The following is a 17994-nucleotide window of genomic DNA, read 5'->3' as shown; positions in this document are numbered from 1 at the left end:
GGAGTCCACCGAGCCCGGCGCCTGTGTGGAGTCCGCCGGACCCGGCGTGTGCGTGGAGTCCGCGGAGCGCGGCATGTGTGCGGAGTCCGTCGACCCCGGCGTGCGACCCGATCGGAGGTTCCCGGTCGGCCCGTCCTCCTACGCCGTGGTGTCGGTCGGCTCCTCGTCGGAGGCGACGATCGACACCTCCAGCTTGCGCAGCAGTCGGGCGAGCTGACGGCGTTCGGAGGGGGAGAGCCCGCCGAGCATCCGCTGCTCGTTGTCGAGGTGCTCGGCGAACACCACGTCCACCGTCGCGAGGCCCTTGTCGGTGAGGCGGGAGTACACGACCCTGCGGTCGTCGTCGTCCCGTTCCCGGACGATGAGGCCGTCCTTCTCCAGGCGGTCGATCCGCAGCGTCACCCCCGCGGACGACACCAGGCCCGAGTCGGCGAGCTGCCCGGCGGTGAGCCGGTGGGGGTGTCCCGCCCGCCGCAGCGCCGTGAGGACGTCGAAGCCGGCCACGGACAGGCCGTGGCGTTCGATCGAAGCGGTGAGCCGGGTGTTGTAGCGCAGGTAGGAGCGGTGGAGGCGGGCGAGGACCTCCAGCGGGCTGGTGTCCAGCTCGGGCCTCTCCCGCGCCCAGTCCTCGATCACGCGCGCGACGGCGTCATGGTCCGACGGCCTCGATCCAGCCATGCTCTTCCCCTCGTCCTGCCTCGTCCCCCGACTTCTCACAGCACTGAGAATCTTAGTCCTGAGGTGAAAACGCGCGGGCGCCCGCTGTGTGCCGGGCGCCCGCTCTCCATGGGGCGCCCGCTCTGCGCAGGGCGCCCCGCTCTCCGTTCCGGGCGCCCGTGCAGTCCGGGGCCCCCGCGCCTTGCCGGCCGGCTCAGGCGTTGAGCTCCTCCAGCGTCCTGCCCTTGGTCTCGACGGCGAAGCAGGCGATCGCCGCACCGACGACCGCCACGACCGCGAGCTGTGCGAAGACCAGGGACAGGCTGCCGCCCGCGCCGATGATCGCGCCGACGGTGATGGGGCCGAGGATGACGCCCAGGCGGTTCCACACACCGCCGAACGACGCGCCCCTGGCCCGGTTGGAGGTGGGGTAGAGCTCGGGGGAGTACAGGTAGAGCCCCGCGTTGATCGCGTAGAGGAAGAAGGTCGTACAGGAGGCGAAGACCGCCACCTGGCCGCCGGAGGTCGCGCCCGCCAGGGCGAGCACGCCGAGCGAGAGCACGGTGCCGACGAGCGCGCCCACCAGGGCTGGCCTGCGGCCGACGCGGTCGATCAGGAGGGCGACGACGAGGGTGCCGAGCAGACCGGTCACATTGCTGAGCAGGCTGTAGACGAGGGCGGTGGTGAGGTCCAGGCCGAAGGTCTTCGTGTAGAGCGAGGGCAGCCAGGTGGAGATGCCGTGGTTGACGTAGTAGGCGACGAACCACAGACCGGACACGACCACGGTCCGCCGGAGGTAGCGTCCCCGGAACAGATCGCCCAGGCGGCCGCCGGCCGGCTCGTCGGGCAGGTCCGCGGCGGGGGCGGGCAGCGCCTCGGAGGTGGAGCGTGCGACCTCCGCCTCGATGCGCGCGATGACCTCCTCCGCCTCCCGGACGCGTCCGCGGGACAGCAGCCAGCGCGGGGACTCGGCGACCTGGCGGGGGAGCACCGCGGCGAGCAGTACCGGGACCGTGCCGATGACGAACATCGCGCGCCAGCCGAAGTGGGGCACCACCCAGACGGCCACCAAGGTGGCCGCCGCGAGGCCGGCCGGGAAGATCATCTCGTACAGCAGGACGAACCGGCCGCGCTTGTCGGAGCGGGCGATCTCGTTGATGTACGTGGCGGCGACGGGTACGACCCCGCCGATGCCGAGGCCCTGGACGAACCGGAAGAGCGAGAAGGTCTCGATGCTGCCGGAGAACGCGACGGCGAGGCTGGCGAGGCCGGTGATGCCGACGCCCAGGGCGACGGTGCGGACGCGGCCGATCCGGTCGCCGAGCCAGCCGGCCGCCAGGGCGCCGAGCAGCATCCCGATGGAGGCGGCGGTCACGGCGAGGGTGGCCTGGCCGGTGGTGAGGTGCCACTCCTTCATCAGGACGGGCAGCGCGGACGCGGCGAGGAGCTGGTCGAACGCCTCGAAGAAGGTGACGGCGCCGATCAGGAACCGGACTTTGACGTGCCACCGGGAGTGCGGAAGCCGTTCAAGTCGCGCGGCTACGGAGCCGAGGGCTTGCTTACCGGCCACAGTCGTCATGGAGGGGGTCCTTCCGCGGGCAGGGGAGTTGCCGAGACAGTAGGGGTCCTTATCTAAGCGGTCAATGGTTAAGCGCCTAGAGATCTCTGTCTCGCGGGCCCGGTAGTCATCATCGGCTTCACGAAGGGCGTGCTCAAGGCCGATTCGGCAACGATCTCGACTCGGGGTCTTGTCGAGAAATAGTTAAGCGCTTAGATTTCTAGTGCTTCGACGATTCCGATCTCGGGATCGCGCCGGACTCCGTCCGTGCCCGGAGCCAACTCCCCTTCCGCCCCTGCCCGGAGGTCCACCCGTGCCGCTCCTTCCCACCGACATCCTGATCGCGGGCCAGTGGCGACGCGGTGCGGGCGAGCCCGTCGACACCGTCGATCCGGCGACCGGGCGCGTCCTGGCCACCGTCCACTCCGCCTCCGCCGCCGAGGTCGGCGAGGCGGCCGAGGCCGCGGCGAAGGCGGTCGCGGACCCCGCCTGGCGGGACCTGCTCGCCCATGAGCGCGCTCGCCTCCTGTACCGGATCGCCGAGCTGACCGAAGAGGCCGCCCCCGAGCTCGCCGCGATACAGACCGCCGACACCGGCAAGACCCTCACCGAGACCAGGGCCCTCGCACTCAGCGCGGCGGGCACCTTCCGGTACATGGCCGCCTCCCTGGAGACGGCCGAGGACACGCTCACGCCGTCCCGCGGCCCGTACGTCACCATGAGCGTCCACGAACCGATCGGCGTGGTCGGCGCGATCAACCCCTGGAACTCCCCGGTCGCCAGTGACGCCCAGAAGATCGCCCCCGCACTCGCCGCGGGCAACGCCGTCCTCCTCAAGCCCGCCGCCTGGACCCCCCTGGTCTCCCTCGCCCTCGGGCGGCTGATCACCCGGGCACTCGACGAGTTCGGCCTGCCGACCGCCCTCCTCTCGGTCCTGCCCGGCAGCGGCCGGATCGTCGGCGACGCCCTCGTGCGCCACCCCCTCGTCGCCCGGATCGGATTCACCGGGGGCACCGAGACGGGCCGGTCCATCGCCGCGATCGCCGGCGAGAAGCTCGTCCCCGCCTCGCTGGAGCTCGGCGGCAAGTCGCCGACCATCGTGCGCGCCGACGCCGACATCGAGCAGGCGTTGGCCGGGGTGCTGTTCGGGATCTTCTCGTCCAGCGGCCAGTCCTGCATCGCCGGCTCGCGGCTCTTCGTGGCACGCGAGATCTACGACACCTTCGTCGGCGAGCTCGTGGAGCGGGTCCGCAAGCTGCGCGTCGGCCCCGGCACCGACCCCTCCACCCAGGTCGGCCCGCTGGTGCACCACCGCCACCGCGACTCCGTCGCCGCCTACGTCGACCTCGCCCGCTCCGAAGACGCACGCGTGCTGTGCGGCGGGTCGGCGCCCACGGGGGAGCGCTACCAGGACGGCGCCTACTACCTCCCGACCGTCCTCGACGGCCTCGCCAACACCTCCCGCACCTGCCGGGAGGAGATCTTCGGCCCGGTCCTCGTCGCCCTGCCCTACGACGACGAGGACGACCTCGTCCGCCAGGCCAACGACTCCGTCTACGGCCTCGCCTGCGGCATCTGGACCCGTGACCTGCGCGCCGCCTGGCGGATCGCCCGCCGGATCGAGGCGGGCACCGTCTGGATCAACACGTACAAGCAGTTCAGCGCCGCCACCCCGTTCAGCGGATGGAAGGACAGCGGCCTCGGCACGGAGAAGGGCCGGGACGCGATCCGCGCCTACCAGCGACAGAAGTCCCTGTACTGGGGCACCTCCGACGCCCCGCTTCCCTGGGCCGGCTGACCCGGCACGCCCCCGAGCCAACCGTCCGGGCACGCCCCCGGCCAACCGTCCGGCCCCCGGCCAACCGTCCGGGCCCCCGAGCCAACCGTCCGGGCACGCCCGCCCGACTGGAGAGACCCATGCAACCCTCACCGCCCGGCCCGATCGCCCGGCTCCGCTCCCTGCGCTACGTCGAGCTGCACACGCCCGCCTTCACCGAGGCCGCCGACTTCTACGAGGAGGTCTGGGGGCTGGAGACCGTCGAGTCAGACAACGGCGCGCGGTGGCTGCGCGGCACCGGCGACGAACACCACGTCCTGCACCTGACCGAACGCGAGCGCGTGGGCCTCGGCCGGCTCGCCTTCGCCGTCGCCACCCCCGCCGAGGTCGACGAGGCCGCCCGGCGCCTCGAAGCACGCGGCATCGTGCCCGTCTTCGGCCCCGGCCCGCTCGACCAGGCGGGCGGCGGATACGGGCTGCGGTTCGCCGACCCCGAAGGGCGCCTCGTCGAGATCAGCGCCCACGTCGAGGCGGTCGTCCCGCGTGGACGGGACGGCGCCGTGCCCGTCGGCGTCACCCACGCCGTGCTCAACACCGTCGACATCGACGCCGCCGTCGCCTTCTACCGCGAGGTGCTGGGACTGCGCGTCTCCGACTGGTCCGAGCACCAGATGGCCTTCCTGCGCTGCAACGCCGACCACCACTGCATCGCCTTCAACCAGGCCGAATGGACCTCGCTCAACCACGTCGCGTACGAGATGAGCTCGGTCGACCACTTCATGCGCGGACTCGGCCGGCTCCGCCACCACGGCATCACCCCCCAGTGGGGACCCGGCCGCCACGGCCCCGGAAACAACACCTTCTCCTACTTCACCGACCCGTCCGGGCTCGTCTGCGAGTACACCTCCGAGGTCGCCCAGATCGTCGAGGACGCCTGGATCGCCCGCGTGTGGCGACGGGTCCCGGAGCTCTCCGACCTGTGGGGGACGGCGGGTCCGCCGTCGAAGGAGATCCGCTGCCACATGGCGGGCACGCCGGACCCCGGCCCGCTCGCCCCCGTCGACGCCAGGAAGGACAACGCATGAGCACCGCACGCAAGGTCGGAGTCGTCGGCTGGGGCGCGATCGGCAGGATCGTCGGCACCGCCCTCGCCGACGGGCAGGTGGACGGCGCCGAGCTGGTGTGCGTCGTCGACAACCGTCCGCTCGGTGACGCGGCGCCCGCCCCCCAGGTCCCCTTCGAGGAGGCGCTGGAGCTCTGCGACCTGATCGTGGAGGCCGCCGGCCAGGGAGTCGTACGGGAATGGGGGGAGCGCGTGCTCGCCTCCGGCACCGACCTGCTCATCGCCTCCAGCGGCGCGATGACCGACGAGGAGCTCGCGAAGCGGCTGCTCGCGGCGGGACCCGGCCGGGTGTACTTCACCGGCGGCGCCGTCGGCGGACTCGACCTGCTCCAGGCCGCCCGCTCGCTCGGGCCCCTGGACGAGGTCCGGCTGACCACCACCAAACTGCCTTCGACCCTCGAACAGCCCTGGATGGACGAGGAGTTGCTCGCCCGGATGCGGACGGCGACCGGCCCGGTCGAGGTCATGACCGGCACCGCCCGCGAGGTCCCGGCGAAGTTCCCCAAATCGACGAACGTGGCCGCCTCGGTCGCGCTGGCCGTCGGCGACCTGGACGCTGTGCGGGTCCGGGTCGTCGCCGACCCCGCGGCACACCACACGCGCCATCTGATCGAGGCGTCCGGCGCGCACGGGGCGTACCGCTTCGAGGTCGCGCACCTGCCCGACCCGGGCAACCCGGCGACCAGCCAGGTGGTGCCGTACGCCGTGCTGCGCGGTCTTGCCGCGCTGGCCGGTCGGACGGGGCAGATCCTGTGAACACCGACCTCCTCGCCCCGGCGTCCACGGACGTCCACGTCGAGGAAGCCGGCGACCACGGCCCGCTGCTCCTCTGCCTCCACGGCATCGGCTCCTCTTCGGCCGCCTTCGCCCCGCAGCTCGCCGAACTCTCCGCGTACGCCCGGGTCGTCGCCTGGGACGCCCCCGGCTACGCCCGGTCGCCCGACCCCGAAGTCGCCCTCACCCTCGACGACTTCGCGGACACGGCGGCCCGATTGATCCGGGAGCGCGGCGGCAGCGCCCATGTGCTCGGCGTCTCCTGGGGCGGTGTGATCGCCCTGCGGCTCGCCTCCCGCCACCCGGACCTCGTCGCCTCGGTGATCGTCGCCGACTCCAGCCCCGGCTCGGGGACGGACGAGACGAAGGCGGCGGGCATGCGGGCCCGCGCCACCGAGCTCGCCGAACTCGGCCCGCGCGCCTTCGCCGAGGCCCGCGGACCACGCCTGGTGTCACCCGGCGCGCCGGCCGGACTGGTCCGCCGGATCGTCGACACCATGGCGGCCTCGGTACGGCTCCCGGGCTACGGGTACGCCGCCGAGTCCATGGCCTCGGCCGACCTGCGCGCCGAACTGCCCACGGTCACCGCGCCCTCGCTCGTCCTCTGCGGCGACCAGGACGAGGTCACCGGCGTCGAGGCGAGTCAGGCCATCGCCGGGGCCCTCCACAAGACCGCCTTCGTGATCGTCAAGGACGCCGGTCACCTGGCCAACCAGGAGCAGCCCGGACGCTTCAACGCCTGGGTCCTCTCCCACCTCCGCATCACCGCACGCATCCCCGAATAGGAGCTGTCTCCCATGCCTCTGACCACCACCGCGTACGACAACGGCGACGACCTCGCCGCGTACACCGACTCCCTCATCGCCACCAAGGCCTCCCGGGTCGCCGACTTCGACACCCTCTCCTTCCAGGAGAAGGCCGGCCCGCAGTACCGCCGCGGCCAGATCCGCTACGTCGGCTCCGGCGCCACCGGCAACCACGAGGGCGACAGCCGCATCATCCCGTCCGGCGGCTTCACCTTCTCCAACATGCTGCTTCCGCCCGGCGCCGAGGGCCCGGCCCACACCCACCACGACGTCGAAGAGGCCTTCTTCGTCCTGGAGGGCGAGGTCAAGGTCGGCATCCACCGAGGCCCCGACGAGGTCGAGTACCGGACCCTCGGCTACCGCGACATGATCGTCGTCCCGGCCGGCGTGACCCGCTCCCTGAAGAACGAGGGGGACACCGACGCCCTCTTCTGCGTCGTCATCGGCACGCAGAAGCCGCAGGTCCCGACCTACCCCGAGTACTCGCCGATGCACGGCGTCACCCGTGGCTGACCTGCCCCCTGCCGACGCACGCACCGTCGTCGTCACCGGAGCGGGCCGTGGCCTGGGACTGGCCATGGCCCGCCGGGCGGGCGAGGACGGCTTCCGGGTCGTCCTCGCCGAACTGGAGCGGGAGCGGGGCGAACACGCGGCGGCGGAACTGCGCGCGGAGGGCATCGACGCCCACTTCGTGCGGTGCGACGTCGCCGACCCGGAATCGGTGGCCGCGCTCGCGGCCGCCGTGCGGGAGCTCGGCCCGCTGTACGGCCTGGTGAACAACGCGGCGCTCGCCAACGGCGTGGGCGGCAAGGAGTTCCAGGACATCGACATCGAGGTGTGGGACCGGCTGATGACGGTCAACGCCCGCGGCCCCTGGCTGGTCTCCAAGGCCCTCCACCCGCTCTTCGCGGAGCCGGGCCGGATCGTCAACATCGCCTCGGACGCCGCCCTCTACGGCTCCCCGCGCCTCGCTCACTACATCGCCTCCAAGGGAGCGGTCATCGCCCTCACCCGGGCCATGGCGCGCGAACTCGGCGACAAGGGGATCACCGTCAACGCGGTCGCCCCCGGACTCACCGAATGCGAGGCGACCGAGACCGTGCCCGCCGAGCGGCACGACCTCTACCGCCTGAACCGGGCCGTCTCCCGGCCGCAGCAGCCCGACGACCTCACCGGGATCGTCTCCTATCTGCTCGGCGAGGAGTCCCGCTATCTGACCGGACAGGTGATCGCCGTCAACGGCGGATTCACCATGAACTGACAAGCAGGAGAACCCCGTTATGGATCTGGGCCTCGCCGACCGCACCATCGTGGTCACCGGCGGCAGCTCGGGCGTCGGCCTGGCCACGGTCCGCGCCCTGCTCGACGAAGGCGCCCGTGTCGCCACCTGCGGCCGTGACGCCGACCGCCTCGCCAAGGCGGCCGCCCGGCTCGGCGCCGGACGCGACCGCCTGTTCACCGGCGTCTGCGACGTCCGGGACGCCGACGCCGTGGACGGCTTCGTACGACGCGCCGCCGACACCTTCGGCGGCGTCGACGGACTCGTCAACAACGCCGGACAGTCCCGCATGAAGGGCCTCGACGACTCGACCGCCGAGGACTGGCGCGACGAACTGGAGCTCAAGTTCGCCGGGGTGCTGAACCCCCTGCGTGCCGCCCGCCCGTTCCTCGCCCGCTCCGGCGCGGCGAGCATCGTCAACATCAACGCGGTCCTCGCCAAGCAGCCCGAGCCCCGGCTCATCACCACCAGCGCCGCCCGCGCCGGCATCCTCAACCTCTCCAAGTCCCTGTCGGTCGAACTGGCCGGCGACGGCATCCGGGTCAACTCCGTGTGCCTGGGCCTCATCGACACCGGCCAGTGGACCCGCCGCCACGCCGCGGCCGCCACCGGCACGAGCTACGAGGACTGGCAGGCGGAACTCGCCGCCGACCGGGGCGTCGCCCTCGGCCGGCTCGGCCGGGCCGACGAGGTCGCGTACGCGGTCGTCACCCTCCTCTCGCCCCGCGCCTCGTACATCACCGGCACCAGCATCGACGTCTGCGGCGGCGTCGGCCGCTCCATCCTCTGAGGAGACACCATGCGATACGACAACGGAGGCGATCTCCTCGTCGCCGTCCTGCGCGAACTGGGCATCGACACCGTCTTCGGCATCGTCAGCGTGCACAACCTGCCGCTCGTCGAAGCCGTCGACCGCGAACTCCGCTTCGTCCCCGTACGCCACGAGGCATCGGCCGTGAACGCCGCCGACGCCTACGGACGGGCCCGCGGCTCCCTGGGCTGCGCCCTGACCTCCACGGGAACCGGCGCCGGCAACGCCGCCGGATCGCTCATCGAGTCGCTGAGCGCAGGCAGCTCCGTCCTGCACGTCACCGGCCAGATCGAGAGCGAATTCCTCGGCAGCGGACGCGGGTTCATCCACGAGACCAAGGACCAGCTCGGCATGCTCAGCGCCGTGTCGGCCCACGCCGCGACCGTGCCGGACACCGAGAGGGCCGGCCAGATCCTGCGCGAGGCGGCGCGCGCCGCGCTCGGCGGGCCCGGCGGCACCGGCGGACCGGCCAGCGTGGAATGGCCCATCGACCTCCAGTACGCGCCCCAGACCGACGGCCCCGTCGCCCCCGAATACCCCGCCGTGCCCGCCCCCACGGACGGCGAACTCACTGCCGCCGGCGCGCTTCTGGCCTCCGCCCGCCGACCGCTCGTCTGGGCCGGCGGCGGCGCGACCGGAGCCCGCGGCGAACTCGCCCGGCTCCTGGAGGCGACCGGAGCGGGACTGCTCACCTCCAACTCCGGGCGCGGCACGGTGCCCGAGGACCACGAGCAGGTCATCGGCAACTTCGCCACCACCCCGGCCGTCCGCGGCCTCCTCGCCGACGCGGACGTGCTCGTCACCATCGGCACCCACTTCCGCTCCAACGAGACCGCCGACTACACCCTGGAACTGCCCCCGGCGCACATCCAGATCGACCTCGACGCGGCGGCGCTCGGCCGCGTCTACCCGGTCACGCACCCCCTGCACGGCGACGCCGCGCCCACCCTGACGGCCCTGATCAGGCACGCCGCACCCGCCGAGGACGGCTGGTGCGAACGAGTCCGCGCCGCCCGCGCCGACGTACGGGCGACCCTGCACGACAACATCGGCCCGCAGGCCGCGATCTGCGACGCGATCCGCGCCGCGCTGCCCCGTGAAGCCGTCGTCGCCCGCGACGTCACCATCCCCTCCAGCAGCTGGGGCAACCGCCTCCTTGAGATGTACGACCCCCGGGACAACGTCTTCCCGCGCGGCGGCGGCATCGGCCAGGGCCTCGGCATGGGCATCGGTGCGGCGCTCGCGCGGCCCGACGCACCCACCGTCGTCATGGCCGGTGACGGCGGGCTCGCCGTCCACCTCGGAGAACTGCTCACCCTCGCCCAGGAGCGGCCCCGCCTCACCTTGATCGTCTTCAACGACGGCGGATACGGCGTGCTGCGCAACATGCAGGACCGCCACAGCGAGCGGCGCTCCGGAGTCGACCTGGTGACACCCGACTTCGAACTCCTCGCCCGCGCCTGCGGCCTGCCGTACCTGCGGATCGCCGCCGAGGAACACGCGGCACCGGTCATCGCCGAGGCCGTCGCCTCGGACGGGCCGACGCTCGTCGAGGTCGACCTCGCGGCCCTCGGCCCGATGAAGAACCCGTTCACCCCACCCGTGCGGATCCCGGTCAGGTAACCCGGTCCCGTCCCGCACCCCGCACTGCCCGACCGCCGGTAAGGAGGCACCAGGCCATGAGCGAGAACCCACTGCACCTGATCGTCCACCGCATGACATGGGAGGCCGAGGGCGTACTGTCCGTCGAGCTCACCCACCCCGACGGCAAACCCCTGCCCGCCTGGACGCCCGGCGCCCACATCGACGTGCACGTCGGCGGCCAGATCCGCCAGTACAGCCTGTGCGGCGACCCGCACGACCAGGGCGCGTACCGGATCGGCGTCCTCAACGAACCTTCCTCGCGCGGCGGTTCGCGCCACGTGCACACGAAGTTGCGTCCCGGCCAGTCCGTCACGGTCTCCGCACCGCGCAACCACTTCGCCCTGGAGGACGCCGGCTCGTACGTCTTCGTCGCCGGCGGCATCGGGATCACGCCCCTCCTCGCGATGGCCCGCGAGGCCGCCCGCCGGGGCGTCGAGTGGCGCATGGTCTACGGCGGCCGGAGCCGAGCCTCGATGGCCTTCACCTCCGAACTCGCCCTGCTCGGAGGTGAGGTGACGCTCGTCCCGCAGGACGAGCTGGGCCACATCGACCTGGACGCGGTGCTGACCCGGCTGCCCGACGGCGCCCTGGTGTACTCGTGCGGGCCCGAGCCCCTCCTCGCGGCAGTGGAGGAGCGTGCCCCGGAAGGCCGACTGCGCCTGGAGCGGTTCGCCGCACCCACCGTGGAACGCGCCGGAGACGACGAGGAGTTCGAGGTCGAGTGCCGCACCTCGGGCCTGACGCTCCGGGTCGACGCGAACACCTCGATCCTCGAAGCCGCGGAGAGCGCGGGAATCGGTGTCGAAAGCTCCTGCCGCGACGGCATCTGCGGATCCTGCGAGACCCGGGTGCTCGACGGCACGCCCGACCACCGCGACTTCCTGCTCAGCGATGCGGAGCGGACCGCCGGCGCCACCATGATGATCTGCGTCTCGCGGTGCGCCTCGGGCCGGCTCGTCCTCGATCTGTGACCCCTTCCCCCGCCTTCTCAGGAGACACCGTGACCGACACCTGGCCGTACCTGGACGTCCACCAGTCCCGTACGCACGAGCCCACCCCGTACGAGTACAAGCTCGCCGCCACCCTCGAAGAGGTCTTCACCCACGAGGGCCACGAACTGACCGACGTGGTGCGCGGACTCAACGCCCGCAAGGTGCACACCGCCGACGGCGCGCCCTGGACCGAGGAGTCCTTCCGCGCCGAGATGAACCGCCTGGGAGCCTGACATGACGCTGACGTCCTTCACCACCGCGGACCGCATCTACGCCACCGGTCTGCGCAACCAGTGGCACCCCGTCGTCCCCTCGCGCTTCGTCGCCCCCGGCGCCATGCGCAAGGTGACCGCGCTCGGCGAGCAGTGGCTGCTCTTCCGCCGCTCCGACGGAGCCCTCTCCATGCTCGCCGACCGCTGCCCGCACCGCGGAGCGCCCCTGTCGCTGGGCAGGCACCTCGGCGACCGGGTCGCCTGCTGGTACCACGGCGTCGAGGTCGGCGCCGACGGCACGGTGACCTCGGTGCCGGGCCTGCCCGGCTGCAACCTGGAGGGCAAGAAGCTGGTCACCTCGCTGCCCGTACGCGAGGTCGGCGGCGCGATCCTCGCCTGGTTCGGCGACGAGGAACACCCCGAGCCGGCCGAACTGACGCTCCCCGACCCGCTGACGGACCCCGCCGCCGACGCGTTCCTCTGCTACGCCGAGTGGGACGTGCCCTGGCGGTACGCCGTGGAGAACCTGCTCGACCCCATGCACGGGGCCTTCCTCCACCACGAGTCGCACACCATGTTCGCCGGCGACACGACCGCCAAGTTCCGCATCCGGGAGACCGACCGCGGCTACTTCTTCGAGAAGACCGACCAGCGGGGCGTCAACTTCGACTGGGTCGAGCTGTGCCGCACCGGCGTCGACTGGGTCGACCTGTCCATTCCGTACCCGCCGTCCGCAGGACCGGGCGGACCGTTCGGGATCGTGGGCATGGTCTGCCCCGTCGACGAGCACCGCTCCGGAGTCTTCTTCTGGCGCTACCGCCGGGTCGAGGACTGGCAGCGCGACTCCTGGCGCTTCCTCTACAAGACGCTCATCGAGAAGCGCCATTGGGAGGTCCTGGAGCAGGACCGCGTGATGCTGGAGGCCATGCCCGCCGACGCCGACCAGCGGGAGAACCTGTACCAGCACGACCTGGGAGTGGTACGGCTCCGCCGGCTGTACCGCGCGGAGGCCGAGGCCCAGTCGTCGGCCTGACGTCGCCGAGGCCGGACGGGAAAACCGGGGGTCACGTTCTCCGCCTCGGGAACCATTCCTCGGGGCGCGCTCCTCCTGTGGTCGGAGGCGATCGCGACCGGCGGAGGGATTCGCACAACTGCACGCTGAGCAAGGGTGCATGAGACGGATCTTCCGCCTCCCGCAAGGACCTGACTCACTGTGCGAAGCAGACGAATAGCACCCCTCGTGGCCATCAGCGCGGTCGCGACGCTCGTGCCCGCCCTCACGCCCGCTGTCGCATCCGCGGCCACCCCGGCACCCCGACGGACGGTCTCCGCCGATCCCCTGAGGCTGTACATCCAGCAGCCGCCGCGCTGGAAGCGCTGCGCGGCCGAGACACCGGCGAACTACCAGTGCGCGACGCTCAAGGTGCCGCTCGACTACACCCGGCCGAGCGGCAGGACGCTCGACGTCGCCGTGTCCCGGATCAAGGCGACCAGCCCCCAGAAGCGGCGCGGAGTCCTGCTGCTCAACCCGGGCGGCCCGGGCGGCCCGGGCCTCGACATGCCCCTGTACATGGCCTCGGAGCTGCCGACGGCGGTGAAGGAGCAGTACGACCTGATCGGCTTCGACCCCCGGGGCGTCGGCCAGAGCTCTCCCGTGAGCTGCGGTCTGAACGACGACGAGCGGAACTGGCAGCGCCCGTACAAGGCCGCGACGTTCGACAAGGACGTCCGGTGGGCGCGGACCGTGGCCGACAAGTGCCGGGCGAAGGGCGGTGACGTCCTGCCCCACCTCACCACGCGCAACACCGCACGGGACATGGACGTCATCCGCGCCGTACTCGGCGAGAAGAAGATCTCGTACCTGGGGTACTCCTACGGAACGTACCTGGGCGCCGTCTACACGCAGATGTTCCCGAAGCGGTCCGACCGGTTCGTGCTGGACAGCGCGGTCGACCCGCAGCGGATCTGGCGCGGCATGATCCAGGTGTGGGCGGAGGGCGCGGAGCCGGCGTTCAAGCACTGGAGCGAGTGGACCGCCGAGCGGCACACGACGTACGGGCTCGGCGACACCCCGGCCGAGGTCGGGAAGACCTACTGGGACCTGGTCGCCCAGGCGGACCGCAAGCCGATCGACTTCCAGGGCACGCTCCTGACCGGCGACGACATCCGGGCCGGCCGGGCCGTGTTCTTCGACGTGAAGGGCGCCGCCGAGGCGATCGCCGAGCTCAAGAAGGCCGCCGCGGGGACTCCTGCCCCGGCGGCGTCCAGGCGGAGCGAGTCGCCCCGTCCTGTACCGCCGTCCTTCGCCCGCGCCGTCCCCTCGGACAACTCCGACGCGGCCTTCTGGGCCGTGGCGTGCGCCGACACCCGCTCGTGGCCGCGCGACCCGGAGCAGTACCGCCGCGACGCGATCCGCGACAAGGCCAGGTACCCGCTGTACGGCGACTTCGCGTCGAACATCATGCCGTGCGCGTTCTGGAAGAACGGGTCCGAGCCCGCCACCCAGGTGAACAACACCGTCGGAGCGCTCGTCCTCCAGAACGAGTGGGACTCCCAGACACCGTTGGTCAGCGGCCAGGGGCTGCGCCGGGCCATGAAGGGTTCCCGGATGGTCACCGTCCTCGGCGGCCAGGGCCACGGCATCTACGGTTCCAAGTCCTGCGCCGACAAGACCGCCACCGCCTATCTGACGACGGGCAGGCTGCCGGCCGCGGACGTGACCTGCCGGGCCACGCCGGCCCAGGCGCAGAACCGTCTGGACCTCCCGCTGCCGACACCTCCGGGTCTCCCGGTGCGGCAGGACCGCTCCTGACCGACACGGCCGTCCGTCCGTGAAGTGGGGCCCTCGATCCACGAGGGCCCCACTGCCGTACCCCTCAGTGCGCGTGGAGCGAACCCCAGTCGAAGTTCTGGCCGAGACCGGTCCCCGAACCGCCCGTGTGGACCTGGTCGGCGGCGTAGTACGTCGCCTTCACATCGGCGTTGCTGTTGATGTCCGTCCTGGTCGTGCCGGAGCCCCAGACGTTCCAGATCACCCACGGGCTGCGGGTCAGCGCGTTGCGGCCCGAGGCCGTGATCGGCATGTTGAAGGTCTCCGCGAGCATCCGCGGCTTCGCGTAGTCGACGAGCCCCGTGTAGTACGTGTGCGTGAGATTGGAAACGGCGGATGAGGGGTCGTAGTCGTCGACGCCGACGACGTCGACCACATCGGCCCCCGGATAGTGGTTCCACGGCACGTCGTCGCCCTGCGGGTGCCAGGCGTTCGGCGACCACACGAAGATCAGGTTGTGCAGGCCCTTCGTCTTCACCAGGTAGTCGTACGTGATCCGCCACAGCTTCTGGTAACTGGCCGGGGTCCTGCCTCCCCACCAGAACCAGCCGCCGTTCATCTCGTGGTACGGCCGCAGCAGGACGGGAATGTCGTACGCGGCGAAGTACGACAACGAGGCGGCGAGGAAGCCGAGGTCCGTCAGGAGGGCCCGGTACTCGGGCGTGTTGGACTCCCAGTCGACGACCCGGTCGAACCACGCCTGGTCGGTCGTGAGGGTCGCGACCGGATTGCCGCTGCTGCCGCCCGGGTGCTCACCCCGGACCTGCGTCAGCACCCGGCTCCAGTCCTTCAACGGCGAACCGGGGTAGGGCTGGTGGAAGCTCAGCCCGACGATTCCCGCCGCCGCCCCGCCGTTCGCGAGCGTCGCGCTCCCGCCGTCGGAACGGACCATCACACCGGCCGGGTTGTACGTGCCGTCCGCCGCGCGCGGCAGCCCCTTCCACACACCCGTCGCGACGTCGACGACATCGTCCACGTACTGCCACTGCCGCCGGCCCGTCGGCAGCCCGAGCGGCCGGTTGTACGAGCGGTCCCCGTACGCCCCCCAGCCGTCGGCCGCGCCGTATCCCGGCCCGAGGTCGATCTCCAGGAAGCCGGGGAGCTTGCCGGTGATGTCACGGGCCTTCTTATAGTAGTAGCCGACGTGCGTGGTGCCGCCCGTGTCGCCGTAGGAGGCGTTGTACAGCTCCTGCTGGCCCTCGATGTGCTGGCCCATCACCGTCATCGGCCGGTTCCCGGAGCGCGCGTCGTTCTCCAGCTTCACCAGATGCGCGTACACCGCACGGGCGTTGAGCGAGGCGGCCGGGTCCCGGCCCGTCAGCGTGGGCGTGATGAGCGGCGCGGCGGCCGCGCTCCCCGCGGTGGCGACCGGCAGGCCGCCGGCCGCGACCGCGGCGCCGAGAGCGGTGACGAACGTGCGCCTGCGCATGACCAGGTCCTCCAGGACAGAAGAAACGATGAGTCAGTGATGCTATCCAGCGGCCGTCACCGGAGGTGGGGGCGCCCGGAGCAGCCCGCCCCGCCGGACCCGACGTGAGGTCACGAGCCTTCCAAGTAGCCGGCGAGGGTGGTGCGACGGCGGTGGAGATCGTCGATACGGGCGTCGGTGGCGGCCAGTTCACGCCGCATCAGATCCCGGATGTCAGCGCACCAGTCGAACGCCGTCCCGTCCTCCCCGGTGCAGGGCAGGACGACCCGGATCACCTCGGTGGACAGCCCGCCGGCCAGCAGGGCCCGCACCTTGCGGACGGTGGCCACGGCCTCCTCGTCGTACGCGCGATAGCCGTTCGGGCCGCGCCGGGCCTCCAGCAGCCCCTGCGCCTCGTAGTAGCGCAGCAGCCGGGTGCTCACCCCGGTGCGCCGGGACAACTCCCCGATCAGCATGCGTGCCCCGCCTTCCGCCCCGTCCGGGATCGTTTGACCTTGACATCAGTGTCAACGGTTAGCGTCGAGCCATGACGAATCATTCCCCGCGTCCGGCGGACCGCTCCTTCCTGTTCGTACTGGGCAGCTCGCGCGCCGACGGCAACACCGAGATACTCGCCAGGGCCGCGGCCGAGGCATTGCCCGCCGACATCCCGCAGCGGTGGATCGACCTGAACGGACTGGTGTTGCCGGACTTCCAGGACGGACGCCACGAGGACGGCGACTGGCCGGTCTCGGAGGCCGAGCGGACGCTGAGGGAGGCCACCCTGGAGGCCACCGACATCGTGATCGCCTCGCCGCTGTACTGGTACACCCTCTCCGCCCACACCAAGCGCTACCTCGACTACTGGTCGGGCTGGCTCGGCGTTCCCGGCCTGGACTTCAAGAAGCGGATGACGGGTCGGACGCTGTGGGCGGTGACGGCCATGGCGGACGAGGACGAGGCGGTCACCGAGGGCATGGTGACCACCCTCAACAACACCGCGGCGTACCTGCGGATGCGCTTCGGCGGGGTCCTGCTCGGGAACGGTTCCCGGCCGGGTCAGGTGCGCGGCGACGAGCGGGCGCTGGCCCGGGCGAGGACGTACTTCGAGGGAGAGACCCCGCTCGCGCTGTTCCCGCACGAGAGGCACGACAGGGCCGAGAAGCCCGAGAAGCGCGAGGAGCACGCGGAGCGATCGGTGGAGGCTGTCGGCTCGGTGGTCTGAGCGCGCGGAGGCCGACACCCGGGCGGAGTCAGACACCCGCGCGTCGGCCGGGATCCGTCAGCGCTCAGGAGTCCCGCCGCCCTCCGCGGCGAGCAGGGCGGGAAGGTCGGCGAAGGAGTCGATGACGTGGTCGGGCGTGCCGGAGGCGGCGCGGTGCGTCTCGGGGAGGTACTTGCCCGTCCTCACCAGTACACCGGTGATGCCGGACCGTTGGGCGGCCAGCACGTCGGACTCGATGTCGTCGCCGATCATCAGCGCCTCCGACGCGTCGGTGCCGAGATGGGCGAGGGCGCTCGCGAAGAACGCGGGATCGGGCTTGCCCGTCACCTCCGCCCGGGTGCGGGCGGCCTTCTCGAGCCCTTCGAGGAAGGCCCCGGTGTCCAGGTCGAGGCCGCCCTCGGTGCGCCAGTACAGATTGCGGTGCATCGACACCAGCCGGGCCCCGCGCTGCAGTTGCCGGAAGACCCGATTGAGGGCCGCGTAGCCGAACTCGGCCCCGGCGCCACCGAGCACGACGACATCGGCGTCCCCCTCCGCGACGAGCGTGACGCCCGTCAGGTCCTCCCGAACGTCACCGCTGTTGAGCAGCAGGCAGCGCGCGCCGGGAAAGTGCTCGCGAAGGTACGCCGCCGTGGCCGCCGGGGCGGTCAGAACGTCTCCCGCGTCGACGGGAAAGCCGAGGTCGGCCAGGCGTGCGGCGATGGCGGCCCTGGTGCGGGATGTGTTGTTGGTGACCAGCGCGACGCGGAGTCCCGCGCCCCGCAGCTGCTCCATGGCCGAGACCGCTCCCGGAAGGGCCTTCCAGGAGACGGTGAGGACGCCGTCGATGTCGACCAGGGCCGCTCGGATTCGTTCCATGGAGCCGACGGTAGCCGTGGTGCCGGGCCCCCGCGCCTCA

General features: G+C 71.8%; 18 protein-coding genes. 13 read left to right on the top strand and 5 right to left on the bottom strand.

The window, feature by feature from the left end; all coding sequences use genetic code 11:
* Window positions 1-138 precede the first annotated feature (138 nt).
* Together OG259_RS02555 and OG259_RS02550 are read right to left on the bottom strand one after the other, a co-directional pair.
* Complete coding sequence (locus OG259_RS02555; RefSeq protein ID WP_328940661.1) at window positions 139-678, bottom strand: MarR family winged helix-turn-helix transcriptional regulator; 540 nt, start codon at window positions 676-678, stop codon at window positions 139-141.
* A gap of 193 nt (window positions 679-871) precedes the next feature.
* The gene (locus tag OG259_RS02550; protein WP_328940660.1) at window positions 872-2236 is read right to left on the bottom strand and encodes an MFS transporter; all 1365 of its coding nucleotides are present in this window, start codon (window positions 2234-2236) and stop codon (window positions 872-874) included.
* 292 nt (window positions 2237-2528) lie between these two features.
* Between OG259_RS02550 and OG259_RS02545 the strand changes: the two genes are divergently transcribed.
* The 12 genes from OG259_RS02545 (at window position 2529) to OG259_RS02490 (ending at window position 14445) form a co-directional block, all read left to right on the top strand.
* Window positions 2529-4013: an aldehyde dehydrogenase gene (locus OG259_RS02545; protein WP_328940659.1), complete on the top strand. Its 1485-nt coding sequence runs from the start codon at window positions 2529-2531 to the stop codon at window positions 4011-4013.
* Window positions 4014-4132: 119 nt separating this feature from the next.
* Window positions 4133-5077: a VOC family protein gene (locus OG259_RS02540; RefSeq protein ID WP_328940658.1), complete on the top strand. Its 945-nt coding sequence runs from the start codon at window positions 4133-4135 to the stop codon at window positions 5075-5077.
* The gene (locus tag OG259_RS02535; protein WP_328940657.1) at window positions 5074-5871 is read left to right on the top strand and encodes an aspartate dehydrogenase domain-containing protein; all 798 of its coding nucleotides are present in this window, start codon (window positions 5074-5076) and stop codon (window positions 5869-5871) included. The genes OG259_RS02540 and OG259_RS02535 overlap by 4 nt, the downstream gene beginning before the upstream one ends.
* Window positions 5868-6674, top strand: a complete 807-nt coding sequence (locus OG259_RS02530) for an alpha/beta fold hydrolase (RefSeq protein ID WP_328940656.1) — start codon at window positions 5868-5870, stop codon at window positions 6672-6674. The genes OG259_RS02535 and OG259_RS02530 overlap by 4 nt, the downstream gene beginning before the upstream one ends.
* Before the next feature lie 12 nt (window positions 6675-6686).
* Window positions 6687-7208, top strand: coding sequence for a cupin domain-containing protein (locus tag OG259_RS02525; protein ID WP_266972260.1), 522 nt, complete (start codon window positions 6687-6689; stop codon window positions 7206-7208).
* Window positions 7201-7956 carry an SDR family oxidoreductase gene (locus OG259_RS02520; protein WP_328940655.1) on the top strand — a complete coding sequence of 252 codons (756 nt, stop codon included), beginning with the start codon at window positions 7201-7203 and terminating at the stop codon, window positions 7954-7956. Before OG259_RS02525 ends, OG259_RS02520 begins: the two co-directional genes overlap by 8 nt.
* Window positions 7957-7975: 19 nt before the next feature.
* On the top strand, window positions 7976-8764 hold the full coding sequence (locus tag OG259_RS02515; protein WP_328940654.1) for an SDR family oxidoreductase: 789 nt from the start codon (window positions 7976-7978) through the stop codon (window positions 8762-8764).
* Between the two features lie 9 nt (window positions 8765-8773).
* Window positions 8774-10408 carry a thiamine pyrophosphate-binding protein gene (locus OG259_RS02510; protein WP_328940653.1) on the top strand — a complete coding sequence of 545 codons (1635 nt, stop codon included), beginning with the start codon at window positions 8774-8776 and terminating at the stop codon, window positions 10406-10408.
* 56 nt (window positions 10409-10464) lie between these two features.
* Window positions 10465-11400, top strand: coding sequence for a PDR/VanB family oxidoreductase (locus OG259_RS02505; protein WP_328940652.1), 936 nt, complete (start codon window positions 10465-10467; stop codon window positions 11398-11400).
* A gap of 29 nt (window positions 11401-11429) precedes the next feature.
* Window positions 11430-11654 (top strand): recombinase-like helix-turn-helix domain-containing protein, encoded by a 225-nt coding sequence (locus OG259_RS02500; protein ID WP_189831080.1) that lies wholly within the window; start codon window positions 11430-11432, stop codon window positions 11652-11654.
* 1 nt (window position 11655) lies between these two features.
* Complete coding sequence (locus OG259_RS02495; protein ID WP_328940651.1) at window positions 11656-12666, top strand: aromatic ring-hydroxylating dioxygenase subunit alpha; 1011 nt, start codon at window positions 11656-11658, stop codon at window positions 12664-12666.
* Window positions 12667-12846: 180 nt separating this feature from the next.
* Window positions 12847-14445 (top strand): alpha/beta hydrolase, encoded by a 1599-nt coding sequence (locus tag OG259_RS02490; protein WP_328940650.1) that lies wholly within the window; start codon window positions 12847-12849, stop codon window positions 14443-14445.
* Window positions 14446-14509: 64 nt separating this feature from the next.
* On the opposite strand, the gene OG259_RS02485 is transcribed toward OG259_RS02490, so the two are convergent.
* Together OG259_RS02485 and OG259_RS02480 are read right to left on the bottom strand one after the other, a co-directional pair.
* Entirely contained in the window at window positions 14510-15892 is a 1383-nt protein-coding gene (locus tag OG259_RS02485; RefSeq protein ID WP_328940649.1) for a glycosyl hydrolase, read from the bottom strand.
* A gap of 110 nt (window positions 15893-16002) precedes the next feature.
* Window positions 16003-16347, bottom strand: a complete 345-nt coding sequence (locus tag OG259_RS02480; RefSeq protein ID WP_328940648.1) for a MerR family transcriptional regulator — start codon at window positions 16345-16347, stop codon at window positions 16003-16005.
* 71 nt (window positions 16348-16418) lie between these two features.
* Between OG259_RS02480 and OG259_RS02475 the strand changes: the two genes are divergently transcribed.
* Complete coding sequence (locus tag OG259_RS02475) at window positions 16419-17096, top strand: flavodoxin family protein (protein WP_328940647.1); 678 nt, start codon at window positions 16419-16421, stop codon at window positions 17094-17096.
* A gap of 57 nt (window positions 17097-17153) precedes the next feature.
* Here OG259_RS02475 and OG259_RS02470 read toward each other — a convergent pair whose 3' ends face one another.
* A complete protein-coding gene (locus tag OG259_RS02470; RefSeq protein WP_328940646.1) occupies window positions 17154-17954 on the bottom strand; it encodes a TIGR01458 family HAD-type hydrolase in 801 nt (266 codons plus the stop codon).
* Window positions 17955-17994: the final 40 nt, after the last annotated feature.

Source organism: Streptomyces sp. NBC_00250, from assembly GCF_036192275.1.
In the GTDB taxonomy this organism is placed as follows: domain Bacteria; phylum Actinomycetota; class Actinomycetes; order Streptomycetales; family Streptomycetaceae; genus Streptomyces.
Note: the sequence above shows the minus strand (reverse complement) of the source record. Positions and strands in the feature narration are given on the sequence as shown.